Raw genomic sequence first — 23,347 nt, 5'->3', positions numbered from 1 at the left:
TCAGCTCTCCAGCCACCTGTCGACGGACAACCGCGTGCGGGGCCAGACGAGGAGGAATGCGGCCAGGACCAGGAAACCGATGTCGCGCGCGATCTCGGGCGCGTAACTGGGACTCTGACCCGCGGCGAGTTGGCCCCCCGAGCCGAAGCAACCGCAGTCGATGGACAGTCCGCGTGCCCACGCGGACGAGATGCCGGCGATGAAGACCAGGAGCAGCGCGGACGAGATGGCGGCGGCCGCGCGGGTCGCGAGGCCGAGCACGAGCAGCACGCCGAGGGCGATCTCGACGAACGGCAGGGCGGCCCCGATGACCTTGGCAACTTCGAAGGGCATCACCTGGTACGCGTTGACCGCGCGCCCCGAGCCGGCGAGGTCACCCACCTTGGCGGCGCCGGCGAACAGCCAGACCGCCGCCAGACCCAGCCGCACGAGGGTGCCCAGCCACGGGCGGATGCCCGGCCAGGACACGCCACTGGTCAACGTTGTCACGCTCATATAGTCGCCCCGTATCGTGCAAAGGTTCCAAAGCTCAGCTTTTTCCCAGCTTTCTGTTTGCTGAGAATCAGCCGGCGCCCGCCTCGTCCAGCACCGCCACCAGCTCGGCCCGGGCGCGGGCGACCCGCGACCGGATCGTGCCGACGGGCACGCCTTCGACCTCGGCCGCCTCGGTGTAGGAGAGGCCGATGAGCTGGGTGAGCACGAATGCGCCGCGGCGGTCGGCGGGCAGCCGGCGCAACAATTCCGCGCTGTCGAAGCGCACGGCCGGGTCCGGCTCGGCGGCGGCCATCAGCGAGCGCTCGGGCTCCGGGTGCGCCTGCAGGCGCGAGCGCAGCCGGCGGCGCCGCACGACGGAGCGGAGATGGTCGGCGCAGACCCGGCGGGTGATGCCGAGCAGCCAGGTGCGCGCGCTGGATCGTCCCTCGAAGTCCGGAAGTGACCGGAACGCCCGCAGGTAGGTCTCCTGGGCCAGGTCGTCGGCCGCGTCCGGATCGACCAGCGCCGCCGCGAGCCGCCAGACCTCGGTCTGCGTCGCACGGACGAAGGCCGCCTGAGCCGCCGGATCGCCACCGCGCGCGGCCAGCGCCCACCGGGTCGCCGCATCGGCGCCGGTCGCGGTGGCAAGCGTCGCCGCGGGCGCACGCTGGGCGGGGATCACGGCAACCCAATGTACGCGCCCGACCCCGGTGCGCGGCTCTACCGGCGGGCCCGTGTCGAGCACCACGCCGACCTGAAAGATTACCGGGAACCAATCGGGCTCCGCCGACGACTACCTGACCATGATGTGCGAGCACGTCCGGGCCGCGCTGTCAGCGCGGCTCGATGGGGAGGCGGTGCCGGTCTCCACCGCGGAGATCGACGCGCACACCGCCACCTGCACCGGCTGCCAGGCCTGGTCGGCCAGCGCGGAACGCCTCGACCGGCTGGTCAAGGCCGATCCCGCGCCCGTGCCCGACCTGACCGCCGGCGTGCTCGCCGCGGTGGCCGCCGACCGCGGCCGGTCCAGCGCCTCGGCCGAGCGCCGCCAGGTGCTCCGGATCATGGTCGGCGTGCTCGCCGCCGCCCAGCTCGTCTCCGCCGTGCCGGCGCTGTTCGGCAACGGCCTCGGCGCGCACGCGACGCGGGAGATGGCCTGCTTCGACGTCGCCCTCGCGGTCGGGTTCGCCCTCGCCGCCCTGCGGCCGGAGCGCGCCCGGGCCCTCGTACCCGTCGCTCTGGTGCTCGCCCTCTGCCTCGCCGTCACCAGCGCCGTCGACGTCGCCGGCGGCCGGGCCGCCGCCCTGCACGAGATCGGCCACCTGGCCGCCGTCATCCAGGCCGCCGCGCTGTGGGCGCTCGGCTCGCCGCGCAACGCCTCGTTGACCACCGCGACCGCGGCAGGTCGCGGGTGAACAAGGTCGTCTCGCGGCTCGTCGTCGTGGCCGCGCTGGTCGTCGGCTGGGCGGCCCTCTTCCTGGCGCCGGCCGCCCCGGCCAGCGCGCACGCCGTGCTGGAGAGCACCAGCCCCGCCGCCAACTCGATCGTCCCGGCCGCCCCGCCGGAGGTCGTGCTGACCTTCAGCGAGGGCGTCCGGCAGGTGCCGGACAAGATCCACGTGGTCGCGCCGGACGGCTCGCGGGCCGACACGGGCCAGCCGATCTTCGCCGACAGTTCGGTCACGATCCCGCTGAAGTCGGGCGGGGCCAACGGCACCTACCTGGTCAACTACCGGGTGATCTCGGCCGACAGCCATCCGGTCGCGGGCGCCTTCACCTACTCGGTCGGCGCTCCCTCGGCCGCGCCGCCGACCGACACCGACGCGCCGGCGGTCGAGGAGAGCACCTTCCTCAAGATCGCCTTCCCGGTCGTCAAATACCTCGGGTACGCCGGCCTGGTCCTGCTGATCGGCCCCGCGCTCGTGCTCGCGCTGCTCTGGCCCCAGCGGCTGTCGCGGGAGGCGCCGTCCCGCCTCGCCTGGCTGGGCGTGGGGCTGATCGCCCTGTCGACGCTCGGCGACCTGTTCCTCCAGGCGCCTTACACGACGGGCGGCGGCTACTTCGACGGCGCGGCGCTGCGGGACGTCCTCGGCAGCACGTTCGGCACCGCCCACCTGATCCGGCTCGGTGTGCTGGCGGCGTCGGCGTTCCTGCTCCGCCCGCTGCTGTCCGGCCGCAGCGGCGTCGCCGACCGCGCGCTGCTGGTGATCCTCGGCGTCGTGGGCCTGGCCACCTGGCCGCTCTCCGGCCACTCGGGCGCGTCACCGGTGCCGGCGGTCTCGGTCGTGGTCGACATCGCGCACATCGCCGGCATGGCCGTCTGGCTCGGCGGACTGGTCATGCTGGTCGCGTTCGTGTTCCGCCAGGCGTCGCCACGCGAGCTCGGCGTGATCCTGCCCGTCTGGTCGCGCTGGGCCGCGCTCGCGGTGACGGCGCTGTTCCTGGCGGGCGTCGTGCAGGCGCTGATCGAGGTGGGGACGATCAAACCCCTGTTCACGACGGCGTACGGGCAGCTGATCATCGCCAAGGTCGTGCTCTTCGCCGTGGTGCTCGGGGTGGCCGCGCTGTCCCGCAACGTCGTGCGGAGGCGGACCGCGCCGGACGACCCGCGGCCGCTGCGCCGGCTCGTACTCGCCGAGGTCATGGGCATCGCGGTCGTGCTCGCGCTGTCGTCGGTGCTCGTGCAGACCACCCCGGCCCGCACCGCCGCGGCCAACGCGACCGTCGGGGAACAGCAGCCCGCGTACTACTCCACCATGATCACTACCGACTCGAAGCTCAACCTGCAGGTCGAGGTCGACCCGGCCAAGCAGGGCAACAACGACATCCACCTGTACGCGTACACGAAGGACAACCAACCGCAGGTGGTCGTCGAGTGGAAGGGCACCGCGTCGCTGCCCTCCGGTGGCATCGAGGCCATCGACATCCCGCTGCTCGGGCTCGCGCCCACGCACGCCAGCGGCGCCATCCAGCTGCCCCGCCCCGGGCAGTGGGAGCTCAAGTTCGTCGTCCGGATTTCCGAGATCGACCAGGCCACGGTGACCGCCACCGTGCCCGTCCAGTAGGAAAGGTCCACCATGATCCGTAACCGGCTGGCCAAGGCCGCCGCCCTCAGCGTCGGCGCCGTCGTGGTCGCGCTCGGCATCGCCGGGCCCGCGTTCGCGCACGTCACCGTCAACCCGAACTCGGCTACCCAGGGCGGGTACGGGCGGGTGGCGTTCCGGGTGCCGAATGAGAGCGACACCGCGTCGACGACCAAGCTCGAGGTGAACCTGCCCGAGGACGCGCCGGTGGCGTCGGTGTCGACGATGCCGGTGCCGGGTTGGACGGTGGCGGTGGAGAAGCGCACGCTGTCGACGCCGCTGGAGGTGCACGGCAGCCAGGTGACCGAAGTGGTCGGGAAGATCACCTGGACGGCGTCCGCCGGGTCGGAGATCAAGCCGGGCACGTTCCAGGAGTTCCCGGTCTCGATGGGGCCGCTGCCCGAGAAGGATCAGATGATCTTCAAGGCGCTGCAGACCTATTCGGACGGTGAGGTCGTCCGGTGGATCGACGAGCCGGTCGAGGGTGGCGAGGAGCCGGAGAGCCCGGCGCCGGTGCTCAAGCTGGCCAAGGCGGCCGACGCGGCCGCCGGGCCCACGACCGGGCCGACCGTTTCGGCCGTCGCGGCGTCGGATTCGTGGTCGTCCTCGGGCGCCGCTGTCGGGCTGGGCATCGCCGGCCTGGTCGCCGGTGTGCTCGGGCTCGTGCTGGGCGGGATGGCGTTCATCCGGACCCGTCGTACGTCCGCGTAACGGTTTTCGCTTCCGCAACCCGCCGGTCCAGGGCGTTGTCCCTGGACCGGCGGGTTTTTCTTTGTCCGCGTGCCACGCCGTCTGCGTCGTGTGTTCGGATCGTCACGTTCAGTACAGTTTGACCTGGTAATGCGATCAAGGGGGATGACGCTGATGCGGGTCGTACGCACGGTCGCCGGGCTGGTGTTGCTGACCATCGGACTGCCGGTGCTGCTGGTCGGTGGTGCACTGTGGACACTTATGCAGCATCGCGACGCGGACGGCGCGTTCAGCGGCTCGCTGCAACAGATCAACACGTCGGGCCGCGCGATCGTGGTGCCCGACGTGGACGCGCTGCTGCGCGAGGACGCCCCGTTCGTCCGCGCCGGCGACACCCGGCTGCGGTTGACGACGCCGGGTGCCACGTTCCTGGGCCTGGCGCCGGCGTCGGAGGTGCGCGGCTACCTGGCCGGCGCCGCCTACTCGCAGGTCGACGCCGTCTCGGTCGCCCGCGGCGACCTTCCGGTGCGGGTCGCGCCGGTCGCGGTGGCCCCGTTCGGTGCCGACGGCCTGGCCGGTCCGGCGGCGTCGGGCGTGACACCCGGCAGCCAGACGTTCTGGACCCGGCAGGGCAGCGGCAGCCTCGAATGGACCGCCAACGAGGTCGACGGCCGCGAGATGAGCCTGGTCGTGATGCGCGTCGACGGCACCGCCGGCATGACCGTCACGGCCCGCGCGTCCGCGTCGCCCGGATGGCTGGTCCCGACCACGTGGAGCCTTGTGGTTCTCGGCGTCCTGCTGGTCGGCGGCGGCATCGCCGGGCTGCTCTGGCCGGCGCGGCCGCGCGAGGTGGTCTTCGTCGTCGACCCGAGCCAGGTGCCGCAGGTCTCCGCCCGGCTCGGTGGCCTTGCCGCCCCGGTGGGTCCGCCACCGGTCTGGCCGGCGCTGCCGTCGGCCGAGGTCGCCTCGCCGGTGCCGGTGTTGCCGGGGGAGCCTGTCACGCCGGCCGACGGTGGGTGGCCGGACTGGCCCTCGGAAACGGCGCCCAGCGGCCGGCCGGCGACTCTCGCCGACGCGCTCGCCGGGGCCGGGATGCCGGCGACGCCGCCGCCGGGGCCGGCGTGGCCCCCGGCGCAGCCCGTGTACTCGACGGACGCCGACGCTCCCGCCGCCTGGCGGCGGGCCGAGGCGGCTCGGCTCGCGGGCCTGCCCGCGGTGGTCGCGGCTCAGCTGTCGGTGGAGGCGGCGCCGACCTCGGGTGCGCCGGCTGGTGCGGCGAGCACTGCACCCGTCGTGCGTTCCGAGGGTGAGAGCCGGCCGTCGGCCGAGGATGGGGACACGCGGACTCCGGCGCAGCGTTCGGCCGGGGCCAAGGTGGCGCATCTGCGTGCGGTGAAGACCGATGAGGTTTCGGCCAAGCGGTCCGCGGGGGCGAAGAAGCGGCCTGTGGTGTTCGTGGACACGGCGACCGAGCCGACCGGGGAGAGCCCTGATCGGCCCGTGGTCGCGATCCGTGGCCGGACCACCCGCACGACCAAGACGGCCCCGCAGCCGCGCGACGCGGCCGGCGCGATGACCGCGGCCGCGGCTGATCCGGCGGTTCCCGAGGACGCGGCTGTCGCGGCCGGCCCGCCGGATGGTGCGGCGACCGAGGTCGCGCCGGGGGCGGCAGTGGACGCGGCGGACGGAGCGACGGCAAGGTCGGCAAGCGACGCCGCGGCCGGGTCGGCCGTTGACGCCGGTGTCGCGGAAACGGACGCCGCGGCCGGCGTGAAGGCCGAGTTGGCAAGCGATGCCACGGCCGAGCCCGCCCCTGTTGTTGGCGACGCGGCGGCCGGAGGCGGCGTGACGACTGCCGGGGCTGGCACGGAGACTGCCGGCGCCGAGGCCGCGGCGGAATCGGTCGCCGGTGAAGCTGGCAGCTTGGTGTCCGGGACCGCGGTCGTTGGTCCGGCCCCGACGGCGGCCGTCGACAGCGATGTCAACGGGACGCAGGTGGCCAAGCCGACCCGGCGGAAGTCGCGGGCGGCGGCTGACGGCGAAGCGGGCGCGGCCAAGCCGGCCAAGGCGACGACGCGCGCTGCGCGGTCGAAGGCATCGGTGGGCGAAGCGGCTGCCAGCAGCGGCACTAGGACCAGGAAGCCGCGCCAGGCGGCCGCGGCGGTCGAGCCGACGGAGAGCGGCACCGAGGTGATCGAGTCGACCGGGTCCGGCGTCGACGTGACGGCCGCCGAGCACGCCCCGGCGTCGGCCGGCGTTCCGGTCGGTACCGGCGCCATCGTGGCCAGCGCGGGCGAAGCGTCGGCCGCCGAGACCAAGGCGCCGGCACGTCGCGCCACTCGCGCGAAGAAGGCCGCGACCGCTGAGTCGGAGACCAAGCCGGCCAAGGTGACGCGCGCGCCGCGCCGTAAAGCGACCGCCGCCTCGGACGACATGGCAGCCGCCACTAAGGCACCCGGCGCGACGGCTGACGGGGTCACCGCGAGTAGGGAGACGGCAGTGAGCGAGGGAGAACCGACCGGATCCGGCACCGTTCCGGGTGGCGCGGGCAGCGAACCCGCGGCCGGGAACGGGCTGCTCGGGGCCATGGCGCCGCCGGCCAAGGCGCGGCGGCGGAAGACCGCGGCCGGGTTGCCGGCGCCCGAGGCGACCGATGTCGGACCGGCGACCAACGCCGTCTCCGCCCAGGCGGCCAAGCGGCCGACCACCCGCCGCCGCCCGACCAAGGCGGCCCCGCCCGCCACGCGTCAGGACCTGGCCAACCCCACGGACCAGGCGAGCTGACGAACCACACATATAGAGCGGCCCTTCGCGCTGCCGACGCGAAGGGCCGCTCTCACCGGGGGAACGGTGCAACTGGAGAAGTCGATCCGTTAATGCCAGTTTAACCCTTCCGGCGGCGAGTGGCTAGGTCTGTCCCTTTCTGGGCGGATCTAGGCCGGCCCGCGCCGGTAGGAGGGCGATCAGCGACAGCGCGGCCAGGACGTACAGGTTGCGCAGCAGGAAGTCGCCCACCGACCGGGTGGGGTCCGGATCCACGCCCCAGTCGATGAACGTGTTCACGCCGTAGAGGGCGACCGCCAGCGTCGCGCCGGCGAGGGCCAGGTCGCGCCGCCGGCCCGAGTCGACCAGGACGACCAGCGCCGGTACGAACCAGAACACGTGGTGCGGCCACGTGATCGGGCTGACCAGTGCCCCCACCAGGCCGGTCAAGGTCACGCCGGACAGGTCGTCGCCCGCCCGACAGGCCCGGGCCGCCCGCCACATGCCGACGACCGTGACCACCAGCACCAGCAGCAGCCACCAAGCCTTCCCGGGGTCGGAAGGCGCCACCAACCGCGCTAGCAAGCCCTGCAAAGACTGGTTGCCCGTGTAGTCGGTGCGGCCCACCCGCTCCGTCGAGAACAGCGAGTCGGTCCAGAACTGCCACGAGTCCCGGGGCGCCACGGCGGCCGCCAGCAGGGTGGCCGCGACGGCGGTCCCCGCGGACACCGCGGCCTCGCGCCAGCGGCGGGTGACCAGGAAATACAGGATGAAGATCCCGGGGAACAGCTTGATCGCGGTGGCCAGCCCGACCCCGGCGCCGGCCCAGAACCAGCGCCGCGGCACCGCGTGGCAGAAGTCGGCCAGGATCAGCAGGATCAGGAGCATGTTGATCTGACCGAAGAAGTACGTCTCCCGCGTCGGCTCGACGGCCAGCGCCACCGGGAACAGCAGCCCGGCCAGCAGCCAGCGCGGCAGCCCACGGCGCGCGGCGATCGGCCCTGTCAGCCACCATGCCGCCACCGCCACCGCGGCGACCGTGAACACGCAGAAGAACCCGATTGTGAAGCCGACCGGGACGGCCGCGAACGGCCGGAGCAGCAGCGCCGCGAACGGCGGATAGGTGAAGTAGAGCTCACCCTGGACCCGGTCGGGCTGCGCCCAGTCGTACAGCGGATGTCCGTCGGCCCACCACCGCAGCGCGCTGACATAGATGCGCAGGTCGAAGAAGTCGCGGCGGGCCGCGTACACCCAGATGAACGCGACCGCCGCAGCGGTGAGCGCGGTCACCACGGCGATCCGCCGCGCGGTGCCGGGGTTGATCTTCCTCATGGGTGGGGCCGCTGCCTGCACGACCGGCAGCCTAGTGGAGACCGCGAAGGCTGACCTGCGCGTAGGCTGTCGATCGTGGCTGATCTTCTGGTCTGGATCGACTGTGAGATGACCGGTCTCGACCTCGGCAAGGACGCGCTGATCGAGGTCGCGGCGCTGGTGACGGACCCCAACCTCCAGGTCCTCGGCGAGGGAGTGGATCTGGTCATCCACGCCTCTGACGCGCAACTCGACGGCATGCCCGACGTGGTCCGCGAGATGCACGCGAAATCGGGTCTCACGGAAGAGGTACGCCGGTCCACGGTCACCCTGGAACAGGCCGAGGACCAGCTGCTCGACTACATCAGGACCTACGTGAAGGACCCGCGCACGGCGCCGCTGTGTGGCAACTCGATCGCCACCGACCGGGGTTTCCTCGCCCGCGACATGCCCCGCCTCGACGCCCACCTGCACTACCGCATGATCGATGTGTCGTCGATCAAGGAGCTGTGCCGCCGCTGGTACCCGCGGGTCTACTTCGGCCAGCCGGCCAAGGGCCTGGCCCACCGCGCCCTGGCCGACATCCGGGAGAGCATCCGGGAGCTCGAGTACTACCGCCGGACGATCTTCGTGCCCCTCCCGGGCCCCGACGTGGAGAGCGCGAAGGCGATCGCGGCCGAACTCTGACAACCCTGTCGACGACGCCGGGCGGCCTATGGCTATCATTGGTCGGCGCCTCGCCCGGCGAAAGCCGGCGCGGGTCGACATGGTGGCTGTAGCTCAGTTGGCAGAGCACCGGGTTGTGGTCCCGGGTGTCGTGGGTTCAAATCCCATCAGTCACCCCATGTTGTGCGGCGGTCCGGTCGGGTTTTCCGGCCGGGCCGCACTGCTTTGTGATCATGTGTTGACCGCCGCGGGTCTGCGCGGACGGGCCAGTGGGCATACCGTTCGGCGGTGACCCAGCCGCCACCTGTTTACGGACCACCGCCGCCACCACCGCCCCCGCGGTCGATGCCGGTGTGGCCCTGGCTGGTCGGCGGCGCGGTGGTCTTCGTGCTGATCCTCTGTCTCGGCGGGGTCGGGCTGTTCGTCGCGCTCCGCGAGTCGGGTCCGGACAGCCGGCCGGCGCCGCCGCGTGCCGCGTCGGCCGAGCCGATGCCGCGCGTGACGCCAGGCCCAGACGAGGGCACCCGGCTGCCGGACCCGCCCCGCGTGATGGGCTCGGACGCCACCGTCAGCGGGCGCGGCAGCAGGACGGTCGACGTCGACCTCGAACCCGACGCGGTCTACGTCGCGACGATCACCCACGACGGCGCCTCCAACTTCATGGTGGAGGGTCTCGGCGACGGCGGCCGCCCGCTGTCGCTGATCGTCAACGCGATCGGCGACTACTCCGGCGACCGCACGGTCGGCCTGAGCGAGCGCGAGACTCCCGTCGCTTTCCGGGTCCGCGCGCAGGGCACGTGGAAGATCGTGTTGCGCGACCTGAGCAAGGCGCCGGCGTTCCGCGGCGAGGCGTCCGGCCGCAAGCCGGCGGTGTTCATCGTGCCCGAGGGCACCCGGCTCCCGCCCCGGCTCACCGCCACCCACTCCGGTCGCGACAACTTCGTCGTCCGCGGCTACGGCGACGACGACGGGATCGGCCTGTTCGTCAACGAGATCGGCCGCTACCGCGGCACCACCTCGCTGCCGCCGGACACCTCGGTCATCGAGGTCGAGGCCCAGGGCGGCTGGACGCTCGAAGCCACGACCTAGCGCGCGACGCCGCCACGGGTCAGTCCGAAGTAGACATCGGCCGGCAGGTCGAGCACGGTGCGGCGCACGCCGGTCAGTGGGTCGAGCACCTCCAGCCGGTCCGTGCCGAACGGGGTGTCCTGGCTCGCGGCGAGCAGGATGCCGTCGCTGGTCGCGCCGAGGAGCCTGAGCATGGGCGCTTCGCGCGCCGTGACCGGCGGCAGGTGGAAACGGCGAAGTGGTCGGCCGGTGCGGGGATCGACCTCGAAGAGGTCGCCCGACACGTAGTGGATCCCGCCCTGGACCGGGATCGCCCGTCGCGGCTGGAACAGCACCCCTCCGGTATCAGGTCGCACCGGCAGGCCGGCGACGGCGACACCTTGGGTCCAGTCGTCCTGGTCGTCGAGGCCGACGGTCGCCGCGAGCACCGGCACCGACCGGCGGGTAGCGTCGGACGGATCGACGAAAGCCATCCCGAACCCGAGGTCTCTGGGGGGCCCCACGAGCGGCCCAGTCGGTTTCATCGACTCGGCCGGCGGGACCACCGGCGCTGTGGTCGACACGTCGGGTGGCGCCGTCGGCGGCGGTTCGGTGGTCGCCGGGAACGGATGCCGCTCGCTCAGCACCAGCTCGCCGTTCGTCGCCAGCCCACGGGGCGCCCACCAAGCCGGGTCCGGGATGGAAACTGTCCGGGTCGCACCAGTGGCAGGGTCGAGGACGGTGGCCACCTGCGGTGGCCGACCGTCTGATCGCCGCTCGCTCAGCACGACGAGGCGGCCGTCCACCGACCACCCGGTGACGTCACTGTCTGGCACTCGGCGAACCTGGGTGTCGGCGATCGAGCGTAGGACCAGTTCGCCGCCGGCCGCGTATGCCAGCCACCGACCGTCCGGCGACAGCCCGCGCACCTCGCCGGGCACCCGATAGTGCGCACCCTGGCTGGTCAGCAGCGTCTCCGACGAGCCACTCCGGTACACCAGCGCACCGAGCCCCACGTCCCGGCGGGCGGGCAACTCGAGCACCACCTTGACATCGGGAAGAGCGAACGTCCTCCCCGGCAGCCAGTCGAGGCGGCCGGGGACGGCCGGCGCGGTCGCGTCCACCACGGTCAGTGCCGGGTTGGCCGGAGGGCGATCGACCAATAGCACCGTGCCGGAGACGGCGACGAGCGCCAACGCGGCCGCGCCGAGGGAGTGGGTGATCCGCCGGTGCCGGCGCGCGCGGCGAACCACGACCTCGGTCACGTCGTAGTGCTTGGCCGCCGCGGCCGTCTCGGTGAAGTGCTCGCGCAGCCCGGTCATCGCCCGGCCTCCTCGATCGTCAGCTCGACCAGGTGCGGCGCGAGGACCCGCAACCGTTCGAGGGCGTACGCCGTCTGGCTCTTCACGGTCCCGGCGGTCACGCCGAGGATGTCGGCGGCCTCGGCCACCGACCGGTCCTCGTAGAAGCGCAGCACCAGGACCGCCCGCTGCCGCGGGGTGAGCCGGGCCAGCGCCGCGTCGACGGTCATCCGCCGGGCCAGCCCGTCGATCCGGTCGTCGGCCACCGCCTGTTCCGGCACGGCGGCGACCGGCCACTCGTCGCGCCGCCGCCACTGTGAGACGGCGGCGTGGTAGATCGCGCGGCGCACGTACGCCTCGGGTTGGTCGTAGCGCCGGATCCGGCTCCATCGCTTGGCCGTCTTGAGCAGCGCCGTCTGCAACAGGTCCTCGGCCGCCGGGTGGCTGCCGGCGAGCACGAACGCCAGCCGGGACCACGCGCCGGTATGCGCCTGCACGAACTCGCGGAACCCGTCGAAGCCGCTCACGGCCGTAACACGCTCTCAGGAACCGTTCGGTTGGAAGGCGTAGCGTCGAATTCGTGGAGATCCGCGGGATCAACTACGACACCGGGCAGGCGCTCGACGACTACCACAGCCGGCCGGCGTTCGACGACGACGACGTGCGGCGCGACATGGCCGCGATCGCCGGCGACCTGCACGCCACCGCGGTCCGGATCACGGGGGACGACCCGGACCGCATCCTCGCCGCGGGCCGGCACGCCACCGCGGCGGGTCTCGACGTCTGGTTCTCGCCGTTCCCCTACGACCTCGGCGCCGAGGAGTTGCTCGACCACTTGAGCCGGGCCGCCGACCGGGCCGAGGAGTTGCGGCGGGCCGCCACCACGGAGGTGGTCCTGGTGCTCGGTGGCGAGCTGACGTTGTTCGCCAAGGGTTTCGTCGCGGGGCAGGGACTGGCCGGCCGAGCGGCGACGATGTCGGACCCGCGAACCTGGGCCAGCGGGGCGGCGACGGCCGGCTTCGACCGGGCCCGCGCGGTGCAGCGGGAGACCGTCACGGCGGCCCGCCGCGCGTTCCAGGGCCGGCTCACCTACGCCGCGGGCGCGTGGGAGCAGGTGGAGTGGGACCAGTTCGACATCGTCTCGGTCAACGCCTACCGCGACCAGGGCAACGCCGCGCGCTACGCCGCGGACCTCCGCGCCTACCACCGGTTCGGCCGCCCGGTCGTGGTCACCGAGTTCGGCTGCTGCACCTACCGTGGCGCGGCGGATCGCGGCGGTCTGGGATGGACGATCGTCGGCGAGGACCGGACGATCCCGCCGGAGTACGCGCGGTCCGAGCCCGAGCAGGTGCGCTACCTGCACGAGCTCGACGCGGTCTTCGACGCGGAGCGGATCGCCGGCGCCTTCTGGTTCACCTTCGCCGGCTTCGCGCTGCCGCACCGGCCCGAGGACCCGGCCCACGACCTCGACACGGTGTCCTACGGCGTGGTCGCGGTGCGGCCCGACGGCGGCTGGGAACCGAAGCTCGCGTTCCACGCGCTGGCCGCGCTGCGTCAGCCGGCGCGATGAGCCCTCAGCCGGCGCGGTAAGCCTCGGTGAGCCGTGCCGGCGCCTTGGCCAGCCAGGCGTCGAGCACGGTCTCCTCGAGGGTGGCCCGCTCCACCTCGTCGAGCTCGATCAGCACGGCCGCGTAGCCGTCGAAGTGCGGGATCGTGAAGATGCCGGCCTTGCCCGCGGCGAGGACGGCCTCCTTCTCGCCGAGGTCCGCGACAGCGGCGGCGACGATCGGGCCCGGCGGCACGGGCGCATCGCCGTACCGCTTGATGTCGGCCTTGCTGAACTGCCGTTCCCAGGCGAAGACCTTGCCCGCGACCGACCAGGCGCGGGTGCCGTGCCGTTCGCCCTCGGTCGCCTCGGGCAGCCGCGCCGCTACGCGGGCCACGTCGTCCAGGGTTGCCATGTCCACGGACGTTACGGCAACCCCGGCGACGCGGGAATCAGCGCATCGGGTCGGCGGGTGGCATCGTGTCGCCACCCATCGTGTCGCCGCCTCCGGTGCGGCGCTGTGCCTCGTCCACACCCTTGTCGATGTGGTCCTGGTACTTGTTGCCGGTGCGCTCGTTGAGCTTGTCGCCGGCCTTGTCGAGGCCCTTGTCGACCTTGTCGTCGTGCTTGCCGGCCATGCTCTTGAGTCGGTCCATGAAACCCATGGGGGCCGTCTTCCCAGGTCGATCCGGGCCAAACCGACCTTGACCTGCGGAAAATGCGAGCGCTGGTACGGGTGGGGCTGCCGTAGCATCCGGGCATGGCCCGAACCACGCACCGCGGCGCCTGCCCCCTCGACTGCCCCGACACGTGTGTCTGGCAGCTCACCGTCGAAGACGGGCGGGCCGTGGAGATCCGCGGCGACGCCGACCACCCGTTCACCCGGGGTGTGCTCTGCGGCAAGGTCAACCGCTACCTCGACGCGGTCAACGGCGCCGATCGGCTCACCACGCCGCTGGTCCGGGTCGGGCCCAAGGGCGTTGGGGAGATCGCGTTCCGGCCGGCGAGCTGGGACGAGGCGCTCGACCGCGTCGCCACCGGCCTGCGGGACAGCATCGAGCGGCACGGCGCGGAGTCGGTCCTGCCCTACTACTTCGCCGGCACGATGGGCGACGTCCAGGGCTACACGATGGGCCAGCGGCTCTTCGCCCACCTCGGCGCCAGCCGGCTGCGCACCACCATCTGCACCGCCGCGGCCAACGCCGCGCTGGAGTCGCTCTACGGCGGGATGGTCGGCTTCGAGCCGGAGTCGATCGTCGAGGCCCGGCTGATCCTGCTCTGGGGAGCCAACCTGCTCTCCACCCACCTGCACCTGTGGCCGTTCGTCCAGGAGGCCCGCCGCCGGGGCGCCTACGTGGTGGCGATCGACCCGCTGCGCACCGACACCGCCGGCCGCTGCGACGCGCACGTGGCCCCGCTGCCCGGCACCGACGCCGCCCTGGCGCTGGGGCTGATGCGGCACGTGGTCGACGGCGGCGCGGCCGACCAGGAGTGGCTCGACGCGCACGTCGACGGCTGGCCCGACCTGGTCGAGCGGCTCGCGGAGTGGCCGGTCGAGCGCGCGGCCACCGAGTGCGGCCTCGACCCGGCGGTGCTGCGCGACCTCGGCGACCGGATCGCCACCACCCGGCCCACCGCGATCAAGGTCGGGCTCGGCCTGCAGCGGCACGCGGGCGCCGGCCAGGCGATCCGGGCGATCTGCGCGATACCGCTGGTCACCGGCGACTTCCGGCATCCGGGCGGCGGCGCGCTGTGCATGACCTCGGGCCATTTCCCCGGCGGGGCCGATGTCGCGCGCCCGGCCGACCTGCCGACGCCGACGGCTCGCCGCATCAACATGAGCCGGCTCGCCGCCGTGCTGACCGGCGAGGCCGACCCGCCTGTCACGTCGCTGGTGGTCTTCGACGCCAACCCGGCGGCCACCGCGCCGGACCAGACCCGGCTGCGCGCGGGCCTGCTGCGCCCGGACCTGTTCACCGTCGTGCTCGAGCAGCGCTGGACCGACACCTGCGACTACGCCGACGTGGTGCTGCCCGCGACGATGCAGCCCGAGCACCTCGACCTGGTCAGCTCCTACGGGCACCACTACACGGCGCTCAACCTGCCGGCCACGACGCCGCCCGGCGAGGCGCTGCCCAACACCGAGATCTTCCGCCGGATCGCGGCCGCGCTCGGGCTCGACCATCCGCGGCTGCGCGAGACCGACGACGAACTGGTGCGCCAGCACCTGGCCGGCGGGCCGGTCACCTTCGAGGAGCTGGCCGAGCGCACCTGGGCCCGCACCACCGGCGTGCCGGTCGGCAGCGCCCCGTTCGCCAAGGGCGGCTTCCCGACCCCGACCGGCCGGGCCCGGCTGCACGACCCGCGGCTGACCGCGCGCGGCGTCGACCCGCTCGTCGGCTACACCCCGCCGTCCGCGAAGGACGGTGACGGGCTGGTGCTGATCGCCGCCGCGGGCCGGTTCTTCCTCAACTCGACCTTCGGCTCGCTGCCCTGGCACGAGAAGAAGATGGGGCCGCCACGGATCCACCTCCACCCGACCGACGCGGCCGCCCGTGGGCTCGCCGACGGCACCGAGGTCAGCGTGCACAACGCCAACGGGTCCTTCGAGGCGGCCGTCGCGGTCGACGACGCGACCCGGCCGGGGGTGGCGTTCACCTTCAAGGCCTATTGGGCGCGGCGCAGTCCCGGGGCCAACACCGTCAACGCCGTGACCGCCGTACGCGACGCCGACCTCGGTGGCGCCCCGACGTTCCACGACATCCGCGTCGAACTGACGGCCCGCTGAGCATGTGGTTCTGGCTGGCCGGCGCGATCGTCTCCGAGATCGCGGCCACCCTGTCGCTGCGGGCCTCGGCGGGTTTCACCCGGCTCGTGCCCACGGTCATCCTGGTGATCGGCTACGGCTTCGCGTTCTACGCGCTGTCACAGGCGCTCAAGCTCGGCATGAACGTCGGTGTCGCGTACGCCGTCTGGTCCGCGATCGGTGTCGCCGCCATCGCCGTCATCGGCGCGCTGTTCCTGCACGAGTCGCTGTCCCCGCTGCAGATCGGTGGTCTGGTGCTGATCATCGCCGGGGTGGTCGCCCTCGAACTGGGGCGCGCTTGACGGTTCCGCGTAGGGTCCGGGCATGACGCAGTACGTGCTCGCCTGCCGCTCGTTGCCCGGGCCCGCGGGCGCGACGCCGATGGTGCTGCTGCACGGCGGCGGTGGCGACGGCAGCACCTGGGACGAGCTGGCGCCGCGGTTCGCCCAGCGCCGCCCGGTCCACGTCCCGGACCTGCGGGGGATGGGCCGCAGCGAACGGACCGGCCCGTACGGGATGACGGTCTTCCGTGACGACCTGCTGGCGCTGCTCGACCGCCTCGCGCTCGACCGGGTCGTGCTGGTCGGCCACTCGCTCGGCGGTTTCGTCAGCTTCCTCGCCACGCTGGCCGCGCCCGACCGGGTCGAGGCGCTGGTGCTGGAGGAGTGCCCGCCGCCGGTGCCGCTGGGCATCCCGGTCCCGACGGGCCTGCCGCCGTCGGCCCCCTACTACGACCGCGAGATCCGCCCGGCCGTGCTGGAGACGTTGAACGGCCCCGACCCGCGCTGGTGGGCCGAGCTGTCGGCGATCCCGGTGCCGGTGCTGGTCGTCGCCGGCGGCCCGACCAGCTTCCTGCCCCAGGACGTGCTGGCCAAGATGGCCGCGCGGATCCAGGCCGGCGAGCTGGTCACGATCCCCGTGGGCCACCTGGTGCACCCCGAGGCGCCCGACGCGTTCGCGGACGCGGTCGAGACCTTTCTGGCCGGCCGATGAACGCACCACCCCGCCGGGGCCAGGCCGTCGGCGCCGGCGTCGCCATCATCGTGGTCACGGTCCTGGCGTTGCTGCTGGTCGACCGGTTCCGCCGGCCCGGCCCGCGCCCGCTGTTCCAGCTCCCGGTGACGTGCGGTGAGGTCTGGCGGCTGTCCACCTACCCGGGCCACGACGACTTCGACGTCGACCTGTTCCCGACCGAGGGCGAGTCGTGGGGCCGGCCGGTGCTGGCCTCGGCGTCGGGCACCGTCATCGAGTCGGGCATCAACGGCTCCCTCGGCGGCCGCACGCCGCAGAACCCCAGGGGCCCTAAGGGCCGCGGCGGCGGCTACTGGGTCAAGATCGACCACGGTGGTCGCTGGGAGTCGCAGTACCTGCACATGCTCGAACCACCCCTGGTCGAGGTCGGCGACGAGGTCGCGATCGGCCAGCAGATCGGCAAGCTGGGCAGCACGGGCAACTCCGGCGCCCCGCACCTGCACTACGAGCAGCGGGTCGCCAGGGAGAAGGTGGAAGCCTGGTTCGGCGGCGAACCCTCCGGCATCACCACCGACGACCGTGAGCTCGAGCTGGAACGCACGAGCGCCAACTGTCCCTAAAGCGTCGCCTCGATGTCGCCGTCGAACAGGCGCCAGTAGAGGTCGTTCATCCGGGTCGCGGCGCAGGCGTTCCGGGCCAGCACCTCCGCCACCGGGGTCGGCACGTCCGGCGGGATGTCCCCGGCCGCACACCGGCGCACGAACTCGTTGCGCGGCCCCGGTTCGGCGATCCCGCACACCGCCGACACGAGCCAGTTGACGAGCTGCGTCGCCGCATAGCCGGCGTCGTGGCCGGCATGCCGGGCGACGAACGCCCGCTCGTCGGCCGACAGCGCGAACCGCGGCGACGTGACCAGCCCGAAGTCCGTCAGGTAGACCCGCTCGTCGTCGGCCCGCATGTTGCCGAAGTGCCCGTCCATGTGCAGCAGCTCCCGCTCCCGCAGGAACGCCGTGATGCCGGCCAGCTGCCGCTCGACGCTCCCGGCCCGCCCGACCGGGTCCTGACCCAGCCAGTCGCCGAGCGAGCGGGGGAGATGCTCGAAGAACAACACCAGGCTGTACGCCGCCCGGGCCAGCTCGTCGAGCCGGGCCCGCACGGCCGGGCTGCCGCCGAGCTGGGCGACCGTCGCGTCGATGTCGAGGTGCTCGGCCGCGACCGGCGCGCGACCCGGCAGCACCCGCCAGTGGTGCAGCAGCGGGAACGCCTCCGTCTCGCCGGCCAGCACGGCCTCGGTGACGGTGAGGTTCGCCGACAGCTCCCGCCAGGCGCCGAACCCCGGGCTGACGATCCCGAAGTGGCACCACCGCGGCAGACCGAACAGGTTCGCCGTGCTGCGCGGATGCGCGCGCTCGCGGTCGGTCGGTCAGCGGGATCCGTTTGACGAACACCGGCCCGCCGTCGACGTCGACCACCGTGGTGCCCCCGCCGATGCCGACCGACCCGGCCGGAGCGGCCCGCAGGCGCGCGGCCAGGTCCGCGTCGGTCCGCTCCGCCAGCCAGGCCGCCGCCGCGAGATGGCGGGCCGCCCGCGTCACGAGCGCACGAACGCGGCCACCGCGTCCGCCGCCAGCGCCGCGGCGCGTTCCGCGGTCTGGCGGGTGGCACCGGCCAGGTGCGGGGTCAGCACCACCCGCGGCGCTGTGCGCAACCGGGAGTCCGCCGGCAAGGGCTCCGCGTCGAAGACGTCGAACGCCGCCGCGCCCAGCCGACCCGACTCGAGCGCGTCGACCACCGCGCCATAGTCGAGCAGGCCACCGCGTGCCGTGTTCACCAGCACGGCCCCGGCCGGCAACCGGGCCAGCTCCGCCGCCCCGATCAGTCCCGTGGTCTCGGGAGTGAGCCGGGCATGCAGACTGACCACGGTGGACCGCTCCAGCAGCTCCGCCAGGTCGACACCGACCACGTCCGCCGCGTAGGGATCGTGCACCAGCACCTCGGCGCCGAACGCGGCCAGGATCCGGCCCACCCGGCGGCCGATCGCGCCGTAACCCACGAGCCCGACGGTGCTGCCGGCCAGTTCGGCGCCGACCCGGTCGAGCGCGTAGAGGTCGCTGCGCCACTCGCCGGCGCGTACGCCCGCGTGCCGGTCCGGAATCTGCCGCAGCGCGGCCAGGATCAGCGCGATCGTGTGCTCCGCGGCGGCGATCGCGTTGCGGCCGGGCGTGGTGCGCACGGCGATCCCGGCCGCCTCGGCCGCGGCCAGATTGACGTTGACCGGCCCACCGCGGCAGACCACGACCAGCTTGAGCGCGTCGGCCGCGGCCAGCACCCGGGCCGTGAACGGGGCCATCTGCGTCACCGCGACGTCCACACCGGACAGAGCCGCGATCAGCGTGGCCTCGTCGCCGGAGGCCTCGTCGACCTCGGCCACCGGACCGAACGGCACGTGTGGCCAGGGCAGTGTGAGCGTGACCGGCTCGGCCTCGACCCGGTCGCGCAGAGCGGCGGCCAGCAGGTCGTTGGTGACGAAGTGGTCGCCGGCCAGGAGAATCCGCACGGTTCAGCTCCAGTTCGGTCGGGCCTGGTCCAGCTGGCTCAGGTAGCGCGCGTAGCCGACCGCGTAGCGGTCCGCCGAGACCGGGGTGAAGACCTGCCCGGCGGGCGTCCACCCGGTCGGCTCCGCATCCACCGTGGACAGGGCGGCCAGCGCGGCGCCGCGCGCACCGATCTCCTCGCCGGCCAGCACCCGCACCGGCCGGTCCAGCACGTCGGCGAAGATCTGCGCCCACTCCGCGGACGCCACCCCGCCGCCACAGGCCGCCAGCGGGCCGCTCAACCCGGCCGCGGTCAGGCAGTGCCGGGCGCTGTAGGCGATCGCCTCGCAGGTGGCCCGGATCAGGTCGGCCGGCCCGTGCCCGAGGTGCAGCCCGTCGATCCGAGCCCGGGCCCGCGGCGCGACGAAGGGCGCGCGCTCGCCGGCCTCGGCGAAGAAGGGCAGCACGGTCAGCCCGGTCGAGCGGCCCGCGGACAGCAGCGCCGGCACGTCGGCGACGGTCGCGCCGACCAGCCGCAGCACCCAGTCGAGGGCGGCGGTGCCCACCATCGCGGGCAGCGCCCGCAGCCAACGCTCCGGCTGCCAGGTGCTCAGCGTGAGACCGGCCGGCTCGCCGCTGGTGTCCACTGTGTCCCACACGACCTGGCAGGCGAGCGTGGTGCCGACGGTGAGCAGCCCGGCCCCGACGTCGCGGACCCCGGCGCCCCAGGCCGAGGCCGGCAGGTCGTAGGGCGCACCGACCACCGGCAGCCCGGCGGGCAGGCCGGTGGCGTCGGCCGCGGCGGCGCTCAGCGGCGCGTGCGGCGCGTCCCGCACCGGGGCCAGCAGGCCCCGCCGATGGTCGAGCCCGCAGGCGGCGATCAGCTCCTCGTCGTACCGCCGCCGGACAGGGTCGAGGAACGGCGCCGACGCGTCCGACGGATCGGTCGCCCGCAGGCCGGTGAGCCGCTGCACCACCATGTCCTTGCAGTAGCCGGCGGTGGCGGCCCGGTCGAGCGCGTGCGGCTCGTGCGCGTCGAGCCAGGCGAGCAACGGCCCGGCGCTGCCCGGGAACGGATAGTTGCCGGTCCGCCGGTACGCGTGCGACGCGAGCCCCGATGCCGTCCAGCGGTCGAGAATCGGGGTCGCCCGGGCGTCGAGCCAGGAGATCGCGTGCCGGACCGGCCGGCCGTCGGCGTCGAGCAGCCACAGACCGTCGCCCTGCGCCGTCACGCCGACCGCGGTGACCGGACCGGGCAGCAGCTCCCGCAGCTCGCGCAGCACCGCCACCACCGCGCCGAAGACCGCGTCGGCGTCCTGCTCGTAGCGGCCGTCGCCGACCCGGTCGAGCCGCGTCGGGCGGGCCGCCCGGGCCAGCGCGGTGCCGTCGGGATCGAACGCGACCGCCTTGGTCACCGTGGTGCCGGCGTCAACGCCGATGACGACGCTCATCGCGAGACGTTGTAGGAGACGACACCGACCGGTTCGGGAAACCGCAGCGTGGTGGTCGCGGTCGGCTCGAGCACCGGCAGCCGCCGCCGATACTCACCCAGCGGCACACCGAGCACCGCGCACACCACCAGCCGGATCAGCGTGCTGTGCGCGATCACCAGCACCGACCCCCCGGCGTACGCGGACGCGAGCTCGGTGACCGCCGCCAGCCCACGGGCGGCCGCCTCCCCCGGCGGCTCGCCACCCGGAAAGTGCCCGCCCACGGGGTCGGCCTCGAACCGCTCCACCATCGCCGCGTCATCCTCGCGCAGCTCGGCCAGCGTGCGCCCCTCGGCGACCCCGAAGTCCAGCTCGCGCAGCCGCGGATCCACCACCGGCGTCAGCCCGGTCACCGCGGCGGCGGTCTGCCGCGCCCGCACCAAGTGCGAGCAGGCCAGCGCGGCGAAGCCCTGCGCCCCCGCCCACTCGCCGAGCCGGGCCGCCTGCGCCGCGCCGACCTCGTCGAGCGGCACGTCGCTGCGCCCGGTGTAGCGGGTCGGCTGGTGCCAGGCCGTGCGGCCGTGCCGGGCCAGCACCACGGTCGTGCGCGTCATGACGGCTCCTTGGCGTAGGCGGCGAGGTCCGCGTCGATATGGCCGCGCTCGGCCAGCGCGTCGACGAACCGGGCGAACGGCTCGGTGAACCGGTCACCGGCCCGCGGTTCCAGTGTCTCCGCCGGCCGGACCATCCGCGCCGCGGTCGCGGTCAGGCTGCCGTCGCCGGCCGCGGCGACGACCGCCATCCCCAGCGCCGGTTCCGGCGTCGCCGGCAGCGTGACCGGCCGGCCGAGCACGTCGGCCCGCAGCTGCGACCAGTAACGGCTGCGGGTCGCGCCGCCCGTCAGCGCCAGCGACCCGGACGTGTCGGCGCCGAGCCGGCGCAGGTGCGCGTAGCAGAGCCGCTCGACGTAGGCGACGCCCTGCAGCACGGCGGCGTAGCGGTCGGCCTCGCCCGCCGCGATGCCGACCGTGAACGAGGCCGCATCGGGTCGCACGAACGGGAACCGCTCGCCCCGGCCCCGCAGCGGGTAGACGAGCGCGCCGGCGGGCTCGTGTGCGGCCGCCGCACGGTCCAGCGAAGCCCGATCCGCGCCCGGGAACCACTCGTCGACCACAGCCGCGCCCACATTGGACGCTCCGCCGGGCAGCCAGCCGCCGTCGGGATGGCGGTGCGAATAGACGGCGCCGGACGGGTCGGCCAGCCGGTCCGCGGTGACGCCCTTGACCACGAGGGTGGTGCCGAGCACGGAGTTCCAGTTGCCGACGGCCAGCGCGCCGGCGGCGACCTGCGCGGCGCAGCCGTCGGTCAGGCCGGCCCGCACGGGCACGCCGACCCGCAGCCCGGTGTGCGCGGCGCCGTCCGGCCCCACGGTGCCGATCAGCGTGCCGGGGCGCACCACCTCGGGCAGCGCGGCCGCGGGCACGGCCGTCTCGGCCCAACCACCGTCGTAGCCGGTCTTCAGGGCGCTCGTCCAGTCGGTGGCGACCAGGTCGCCGGTCAGCCGGTCGGCCAGGTGGTCGCCGCAGTGCCGCACCACGAGCCGCCCCGCGGCCAGCCCGGCGGGGCCGTTGCGGAGCAGCCACACCAGCTTCGACAGCGCCCAGGTGCCCTGCGCCCCGGGGACGGCGGGGGCGCGGGCGTCGTCGTACATCAGCGCCGGGGTCTGTGGTCGTCCGTCGCGGTCCGCGAGCAGGAACGTGCCCGACGTGCCGCAGATGGCCACCCCGCCGACCCGGTCGGCCGGGACACCGCGGAACGCCTGTCCCAGCGCCGCCCACCACTGCGCCGGATCCTGCTCGTGCCGGTCACCGACCCGCCGGCTGCGCAGCGGCCCGGTCGACCGCGCCACCACCGCGCCCTCGTCGTCGGCGAGCAGCACCCGCAGGCTCTGCGTGCCCACGTCGACGCCGGCGAACAGCATCGCCTCACTCCACCCGGTTCGTCCGCGTGCCGGCCGCGGTCGGCGCGTTGTAGGCGACGAGCCGGTGGACGCCGTCCGCGCCGGCATGGTCGATGACGGTCAACGAGCAGTTGCCGACCGGCGCGAACCCGCGCTCGCCCGGCGACGGCACGCGCAACGCGGCCGCCGTGGCCACCCGGACGCACCCGCCATGGGTGAAGACGACCACGGTCCCGGCGCCGGCGATCTCCTCCAGCGCCGCCCACACCCGCGTACGTAGCTGACCGAACGTCTCGCCGCCGCCGCGCGGGATGTCGACCCCGCGCTCGAAGGCGGCGATCTCCTCGGGGTGGGCGGCCGCCACCTCGGCCCGCGTCCGGCCGCCCCAGGTGCCGACGTCGATCTCGCGTAGCCGGGCGTCCTCGCGGGCGGCGCCGCCGACCCGGCGCAGGTAGGCGGCGGCGGTGTCGCGGGCCCGGGGCAGGTCGCTGGTGACCACCAGGTCGGCGGTGCCGAAGCGGTCGACCAGCACCTCGGCGGCCATCTCCGCCTGGGCGAACCCGGCCGGTGTCAGCCCAGAATCCTGCTGGCCCTGGTAGCGCTCCTCGACGTTCCAGTGCGACTCGCCATGACGCACCAGCACCAGCCGTACCCGGGGAGCGGTCATGAGGTTGATCTTTATCGCCCGTGGCCTGCTTCTCAACCCCCGGGCCGGAGGGAAACCGCGACTCCCCTCCTTGACGGCGGCTAGGCTGATATTGGCAG

Annotated in this window: 24 protein-coding genes and 1 tRNA gene; 12 read left to right on the top strand and 13 right to left on the bottom strand. The window is 73.8% G+C overall.

Annotated features, from left to right (window positions below):
* Window positions 1–495: a MauE/DoxX family redox-associated membrane protein gene (locus tag O7635_RS01685; RefSeq protein WP_278078609.1), complete on the bottom strand. Its 495-nt coding sequence runs from the start codon at window positions 493–495 to the stop codon at window positions 1–3.
* 67 nt (window positions 496–562) lie between these two features.
* Window positions 563–1,156: a sigma-70 family RNA polymerase sigma factor gene (locus O7635_RS01680; RefSeq protein WP_278078608.1), complete on the bottom strand. Its 594-nt coding sequence runs from the start codon at window positions 1,154–1,156 to the stop codon at window positions 563–565.
* A 124-nt stretch (window positions 1,157–1,280) separates the two neighbouring features.
* Between O7635_RS01680 and O7635_RS01675 the strand changes: the two genes are divergently transcribed.
* The 4 genes from O7635_RS01675 to O7635_RS01660 all read left to right on the top strand — a co-directional run bounded on the left by O7635_RS01675 (window position 1,281) and on the right by O7635_RS01660 (window position 7,030).
* The gene (locus O7635_RS01675; RefSeq protein WP_278078607.1) at window positions 1,281–1,889 is read left to right on the top strand and encodes a zf-HC2 domain-containing protein; all 609 of its coding nucleotides are present in this window, start codon (window positions 1,281–1,283) and stop codon (window positions 1,887–1,889) included.
* Window positions 1,886–3,538, top strand: a complete 1,653-nt coding sequence (locus tag O7635_RS01670; RefSeq protein ID WP_278078606.1) for a copper resistance protein CopC — start codon at window positions 1,886–1,888, stop codon at window positions 3,536–3,538. The genes O7635_RS01675 and O7635_RS01670 overlap by 4 nt, the downstream gene beginning before the upstream one ends.
* 12 nt (window positions 3,539–3,550) lie before the next feature.
* On the top strand, window positions 3,551–4,267 hold the full coding sequence (locus O7635_RS01665; protein WP_278078605.1) for a YcnI family protein: 717 nt from the start codon (window positions 3,551–3,553) through the stop codon (window positions 4,265–4,267).
* Window positions 4,268–4,420: 153 nt separating this feature from the next.
* Window positions 4,421–7,030, top strand: coding sequence for a hypothetical protein (locus O7635_RS01660; protein ID WP_278078604.1), 2,610 nt, complete (start codon window positions 4,421–4,423; stop codon window positions 7,028–7,030).
* A 123-nt stretch (window positions 7,031–7,153) separates the two neighbouring features.
* On the opposite strand, the gene O7635_RS01655 is transcribed toward O7635_RS01660, so the two are convergent.
* Window positions 7,154–8,341: a glycosyltransferase 87 family protein gene (locus O7635_RS01655; protein ID WP_278078603.1), complete on the bottom strand. Its 1,188-nt coding sequence runs from the start codon at window positions 8,339–8,341 to the stop codon at window positions 7,154–7,156.
* Window positions 8,342–8,416: 75 nt separating this feature from the next.
* On the opposite strand from O7635_RS01655, the gene orn reads away from it, so the two are divergent.
* The 3 genes from orn to O7635_RS01640 all read left to right on the top strand — a co-directional run bounded on the left by orn (window position 8,417) and on the right by O7635_RS01640 (window position 10,075).
* Window positions 8,417–9,007 (top strand): oligoribonuclease, encoded by a 591-nt coding sequence (gene orn, locus O7635_RS01650; protein ID WP_278078602.1) that lies wholly within the window; start codon window positions 8,417–8,419, stop codon window positions 9,005–9,007.
* Between the two features lie 82 nt (window positions 9,008–9,089).
* A tRNA-His gene (locus tag O7635_RS01645) sits at window positions 9,090–9,165 on the top strand.
* Between the two features lie 109 nt (window positions 9,166–9,274).
* Window positions 9,275–10,075, top strand: coding sequence for a hypothetical protein (locus tag O7635_RS01640; protein ID WP_278078601.1), 801 nt, complete (start codon window positions 9,275–9,277; stop codon window positions 10,073–10,075).
* On the opposite strand, the gene O7635_RS01635 is transcribed toward O7635_RS01640, so the two are convergent.
* Window positions 10,072–11,355: a hypothetical protein gene (locus tag O7635_RS01635; protein ID WP_278078600.1), complete on the bottom strand. Its 1,284-nt coding sequence runs from the start codon at window positions 11,353–11,355 to the stop codon at window positions 10,072–10,074. The genes O7635_RS01640 and O7635_RS01635 overlap by 4 nt on opposite strands.
* On the bottom strand, window positions 11,352–11,861 hold the full coding sequence (locus O7635_RS01630) for a SigE family RNA polymerase sigma factor (RefSeq protein ID WP_278078599.1): 510 nt from the start codon (window positions 11,859–11,861) through the stop codon (window positions 11,352–11,354). The genes O7635_RS01635 and O7635_RS01630 overlap by 4 nt, the downstream gene beginning before the upstream one ends.
* A gap of 53 nt (window positions 11,862–11,914) precedes the next feature.
* On the opposite strand from O7635_RS01630, the gene O7635_RS01625 reads away from it, so the two are divergent.
* A complete protein-coding gene (locus O7635_RS01625; RefSeq protein WP_278078598.1) occupies window positions 11,915–12,904 on the top strand; it encodes a hypothetical protein in 990 nt (329 codons plus the stop codon).
* Window positions 12,905–12,908: 4 nt separating this feature from the next.
* On the opposite strand, the gene O7635_RS01620 is transcribed toward O7635_RS01625, so the two are convergent.
* A complete protein-coding gene (locus tag O7635_RS01620) occupies window positions 12,909–13,295 on the bottom strand; it encodes an MmcQ/YjbR family DNA-binding protein (protein WP_278078597.1) in 387 nt (128 codons plus the stop codon).
* A gap of 37 nt (window positions 13,296–13,332) precedes the next feature.
* Window positions 13,333–13,536: an antitoxin gene (locus O7635_RS01615; RefSeq protein ID WP_347405254.1), complete on the bottom strand. Its 204-nt coding sequence runs from the start codon at window positions 13,534–13,536 to the stop codon at window positions 13,333–13,335.
* A 104-nt stretch (window positions 13,537–13,640) separates the two neighbouring features.
* On the opposite strand from O7635_RS01615, the gene O7635_RS01610 reads away from it, so the two are divergent.
* Genes O7635_RS01610 through O7635_RS01595 form a run of 4 tightly spaced genes read left to right on the top strand, consistent with a single transcriptional unit; the run spans window position 13,641 to window position 17,278 of the window.
* Window positions 13,641–15,668: a molybdopterin-dependent oxidoreductase gene (locus tag O7635_RS01610; RefSeq protein WP_278078595.1), complete on the top strand. Its 2,028-nt coding sequence runs from the start codon at window positions 13,641–13,643 to the stop codon at window positions 15,666–15,668.
* A 2-nt stretch (window positions 15,669–15,670) separates the two neighbouring features.
* Complete coding sequence (locus O7635_RS01605) at window positions 15,671–15,988, top strand: multidrug efflux SMR transporter (protein WP_278078594.1); 318 nt, start codon at window positions 15,671–15,673, stop codon at window positions 15,986–15,988.
* A 22-nt stretch (window positions 15,989–16,010) separates the two neighbouring features.
* Window positions 16,011–16,679 (top strand): alpha/beta hydrolase, encoded by a 669-nt coding sequence (locus tag O7635_RS01600; protein WP_278078593.1) that lies wholly within the window; start codon window positions 16,011–16,013, stop codon window positions 16,677–16,679.
* Entirely contained in the window at window positions 16,676–17,278 is a 603-nt protein-coding gene (locus O7635_RS01595) for a M23 family metallopeptidase (protein ID WP_278078592.1), read from the top strand. Before O7635_RS01600 ends, O7635_RS01595 begins: the two co-directional genes overlap by 4 nt.
* On the opposite strand, the gene O7635_RS01590 is transcribed toward O7635_RS01595, so the two are convergent.
* The 6 genes from O7635_RS01590 to O7635_RS01565 form a co-directional block, all read right to left on the bottom strand.
* Window positions 17,275–17,943 (bottom strand): hypothetical protein, encoded by a 669-nt coding sequence (locus tag O7635_RS01590; protein WP_278078591.1) that lies wholly within the window; start codon window positions 17,941–17,943, stop codon window positions 17,275–17,277. The two genes, O7635_RS01595 and O7635_RS01590, sit on opposite strands and share 4 nt — an antisense overlap.
* A 306-nt stretch (window positions 17,944–18,249) precedes the next feature.
* The gene (locus O7635_RS01585; protein WP_278078590.1) at window positions 18,250–19,215 is read right to left on the bottom strand and encodes a 2-hydroxyacid dehydrogenase; all 966 of its coding nucleotides are present in this window, start codon (window positions 19,213–19,215) and stop codon (window positions 18,250–18,252) included.
* A gap of 3 nt (window positions 19,216–19,218) precedes the next feature.
* Complete coding sequence (locus tag O7635_RS01580) at window positions 19,219–20,643, bottom strand: FGGY-family carbohydrate kinase (protein WP_278078589.1); 1,425 nt, start codon at window positions 20,641–20,643, stop codon at window positions 19,219–19,221.
* Complete coding sequence (locus O7635_RS01575; protein ID WP_278078588.1) at window positions 20,640–21,236, bottom strand: histidine phosphatase family protein; 597 nt, start codon at window positions 21,234–21,236, stop codon at window positions 20,640–20,642. Before O7635_RS01575 ends, O7635_RS01580 begins: the two co-directional genes overlap by 4 nt.
* On the bottom strand, window positions 21,233–22,603 hold the full coding sequence (locus O7635_RS01570) for an FGGY-family carbohydrate kinase (protein ID WP_278078587.1): 1,371 nt from the start codon (window positions 22,601–22,603) through the stop codon (window positions 21,233–21,235). Before O7635_RS01570 ends, O7635_RS01575 begins: the two co-directional genes overlap by 4 nt.
* 4 nt (window positions 22,604–22,607) lie before the next feature.
* On the bottom strand, window positions 22,608–23,249 hold the full coding sequence (locus O7635_RS01565) for a histidine phosphatase family protein (RefSeq protein ID WP_278078586.1): 642 nt from the start codon (window positions 23,247–23,249) through the stop codon (window positions 22,608–22,610).
* Between the last annotated feature and the right edge of the window lie 98 nt (window positions 23,250–23,347).

The sequence above is a fragment of the Asanoa sp. WMMD1127 genome, assembly GCF_029626225.1.
GTDB lineage: Bacteria > Actinomycetota > Actinomycetes > Mycobacteriales > Micromonosporaceae > Asanoa.
The sequence above is the reverse complement of the archived record's forward strand: the minus strand, read 5'-3'. Positions and strand labels throughout refer to the sequence as shown.

Bases quoted from the DNA above. Each gene is read 5' to 3' on its own strand.
- O7635_RS01685 (WP_278078609.1), bottom strand. From the start codon at position 495: ATGAGCGTGACAACGTTGACCAGTGGCGTGTCCTGGCCGGGCATCCGC.
- O7635_RS01675 (WP_278078607.1), top strand. From the start codon at position 1,281: ATGTGCGAGCACGTCCGGGCCGCGCTGTCAGCGCGGCTCGATGGGGAG.
- O7635_RS01665 (WP_278078605.1), top strand. From the start codon at position 3,551: ATGATCCGTAACCGGCTGGCCAAGGCCGCCGCCCTCAGCGTCGGCGCC.
- O7635_RS01660 (WP_278078604.1), top strand. From the start codon at position 4,421: ATGCGGGTCGTACGCACGGTCGCCGGGCTGGTGTTGCTGACCATCGGA.
- O7635_RS01655 (WP_278078603.1), bottom strand. From the start codon at position 8,341: ATGAGGAAGATCAACCCCGGCACCGCGCGGCGGATCGCCGTGGTGACC.
- O7635_RS01635 (WP_278078600.1), bottom strand. From the start codon at position 11,355: ATGACCGGGCTGCGCGAGCACTTCACCGAGACGGCCGCGGCGGCCAAG.
- O7635_RS01620 (WP_278078597.1), bottom strand. From the start codon at position 13,295: ATGGCAACCCTGGACGACGTGGCCCGCGTAGCGGCGCGGCTGCCCGAG.
- O7635_RS01615 (WP_347405254.1), bottom strand. From the start codon at position 13,536: ATGGACCGACTCAAGAGCATGGCCGGCAAGCACGACGACAAGGTCGAC.
- O7635_RS01610 (WP_278078595.1), top strand. From the start codon at position 13,641: ATGGCCCGAACCACGCACCGCGGCGCCTGCCCCCTCGACTGCCCCGAC.
- O7635_RS01605 (WP_278078594.1), top strand. From the start codon at position 15,671: ATGTGGTTCTGGCTGGCCGGCGCGATCGTCTCCGAGATCGCGGCCACC.
- O7635_RS01600 (WP_278078593.1), top strand. From the start codon at position 16,011: ATGACGCAGTACGTGCTCGCCTGCCGCTCGTTGCCCGGGCCCGCGGGC.
- O7635_RS01595 (WP_278078592.1), top strand. From the start codon at position 16,676: ATGAACGCACCACCCCGCCGGGGCCAGGCCGTCGGCGCCGGCGTCGCC.
- O7635_RS01580 (WP_278078589.1), bottom strand. From the start codon at position 20,643: ATGAGCGTCGTCATCGGCGTTGACGCCGGCACCACGGTGACCAAGGCG.
- O7635_RS01575 (WP_278078588.1), bottom strand. From the start codon at position 21,236: ATGACGCGCACGACCGTGGTGCTGGCCCGGCACGGCCGCACGGCCTGG.
- O7635_RS01570 (WP_278078587.1), bottom strand. From the start codon at position 22,603: ATGCTGTTCGCCGGCGTCGACGTGGGCACGCAGAGCCTGCGGGTGCTG.
- O7635_RS01565 (WP_278078586.1), bottom strand. From the start codon at position 23,249: ATGACCGCTCCCCGGGTACGGCTGGTGCTGGTGCGTCATGGCGAGTCG.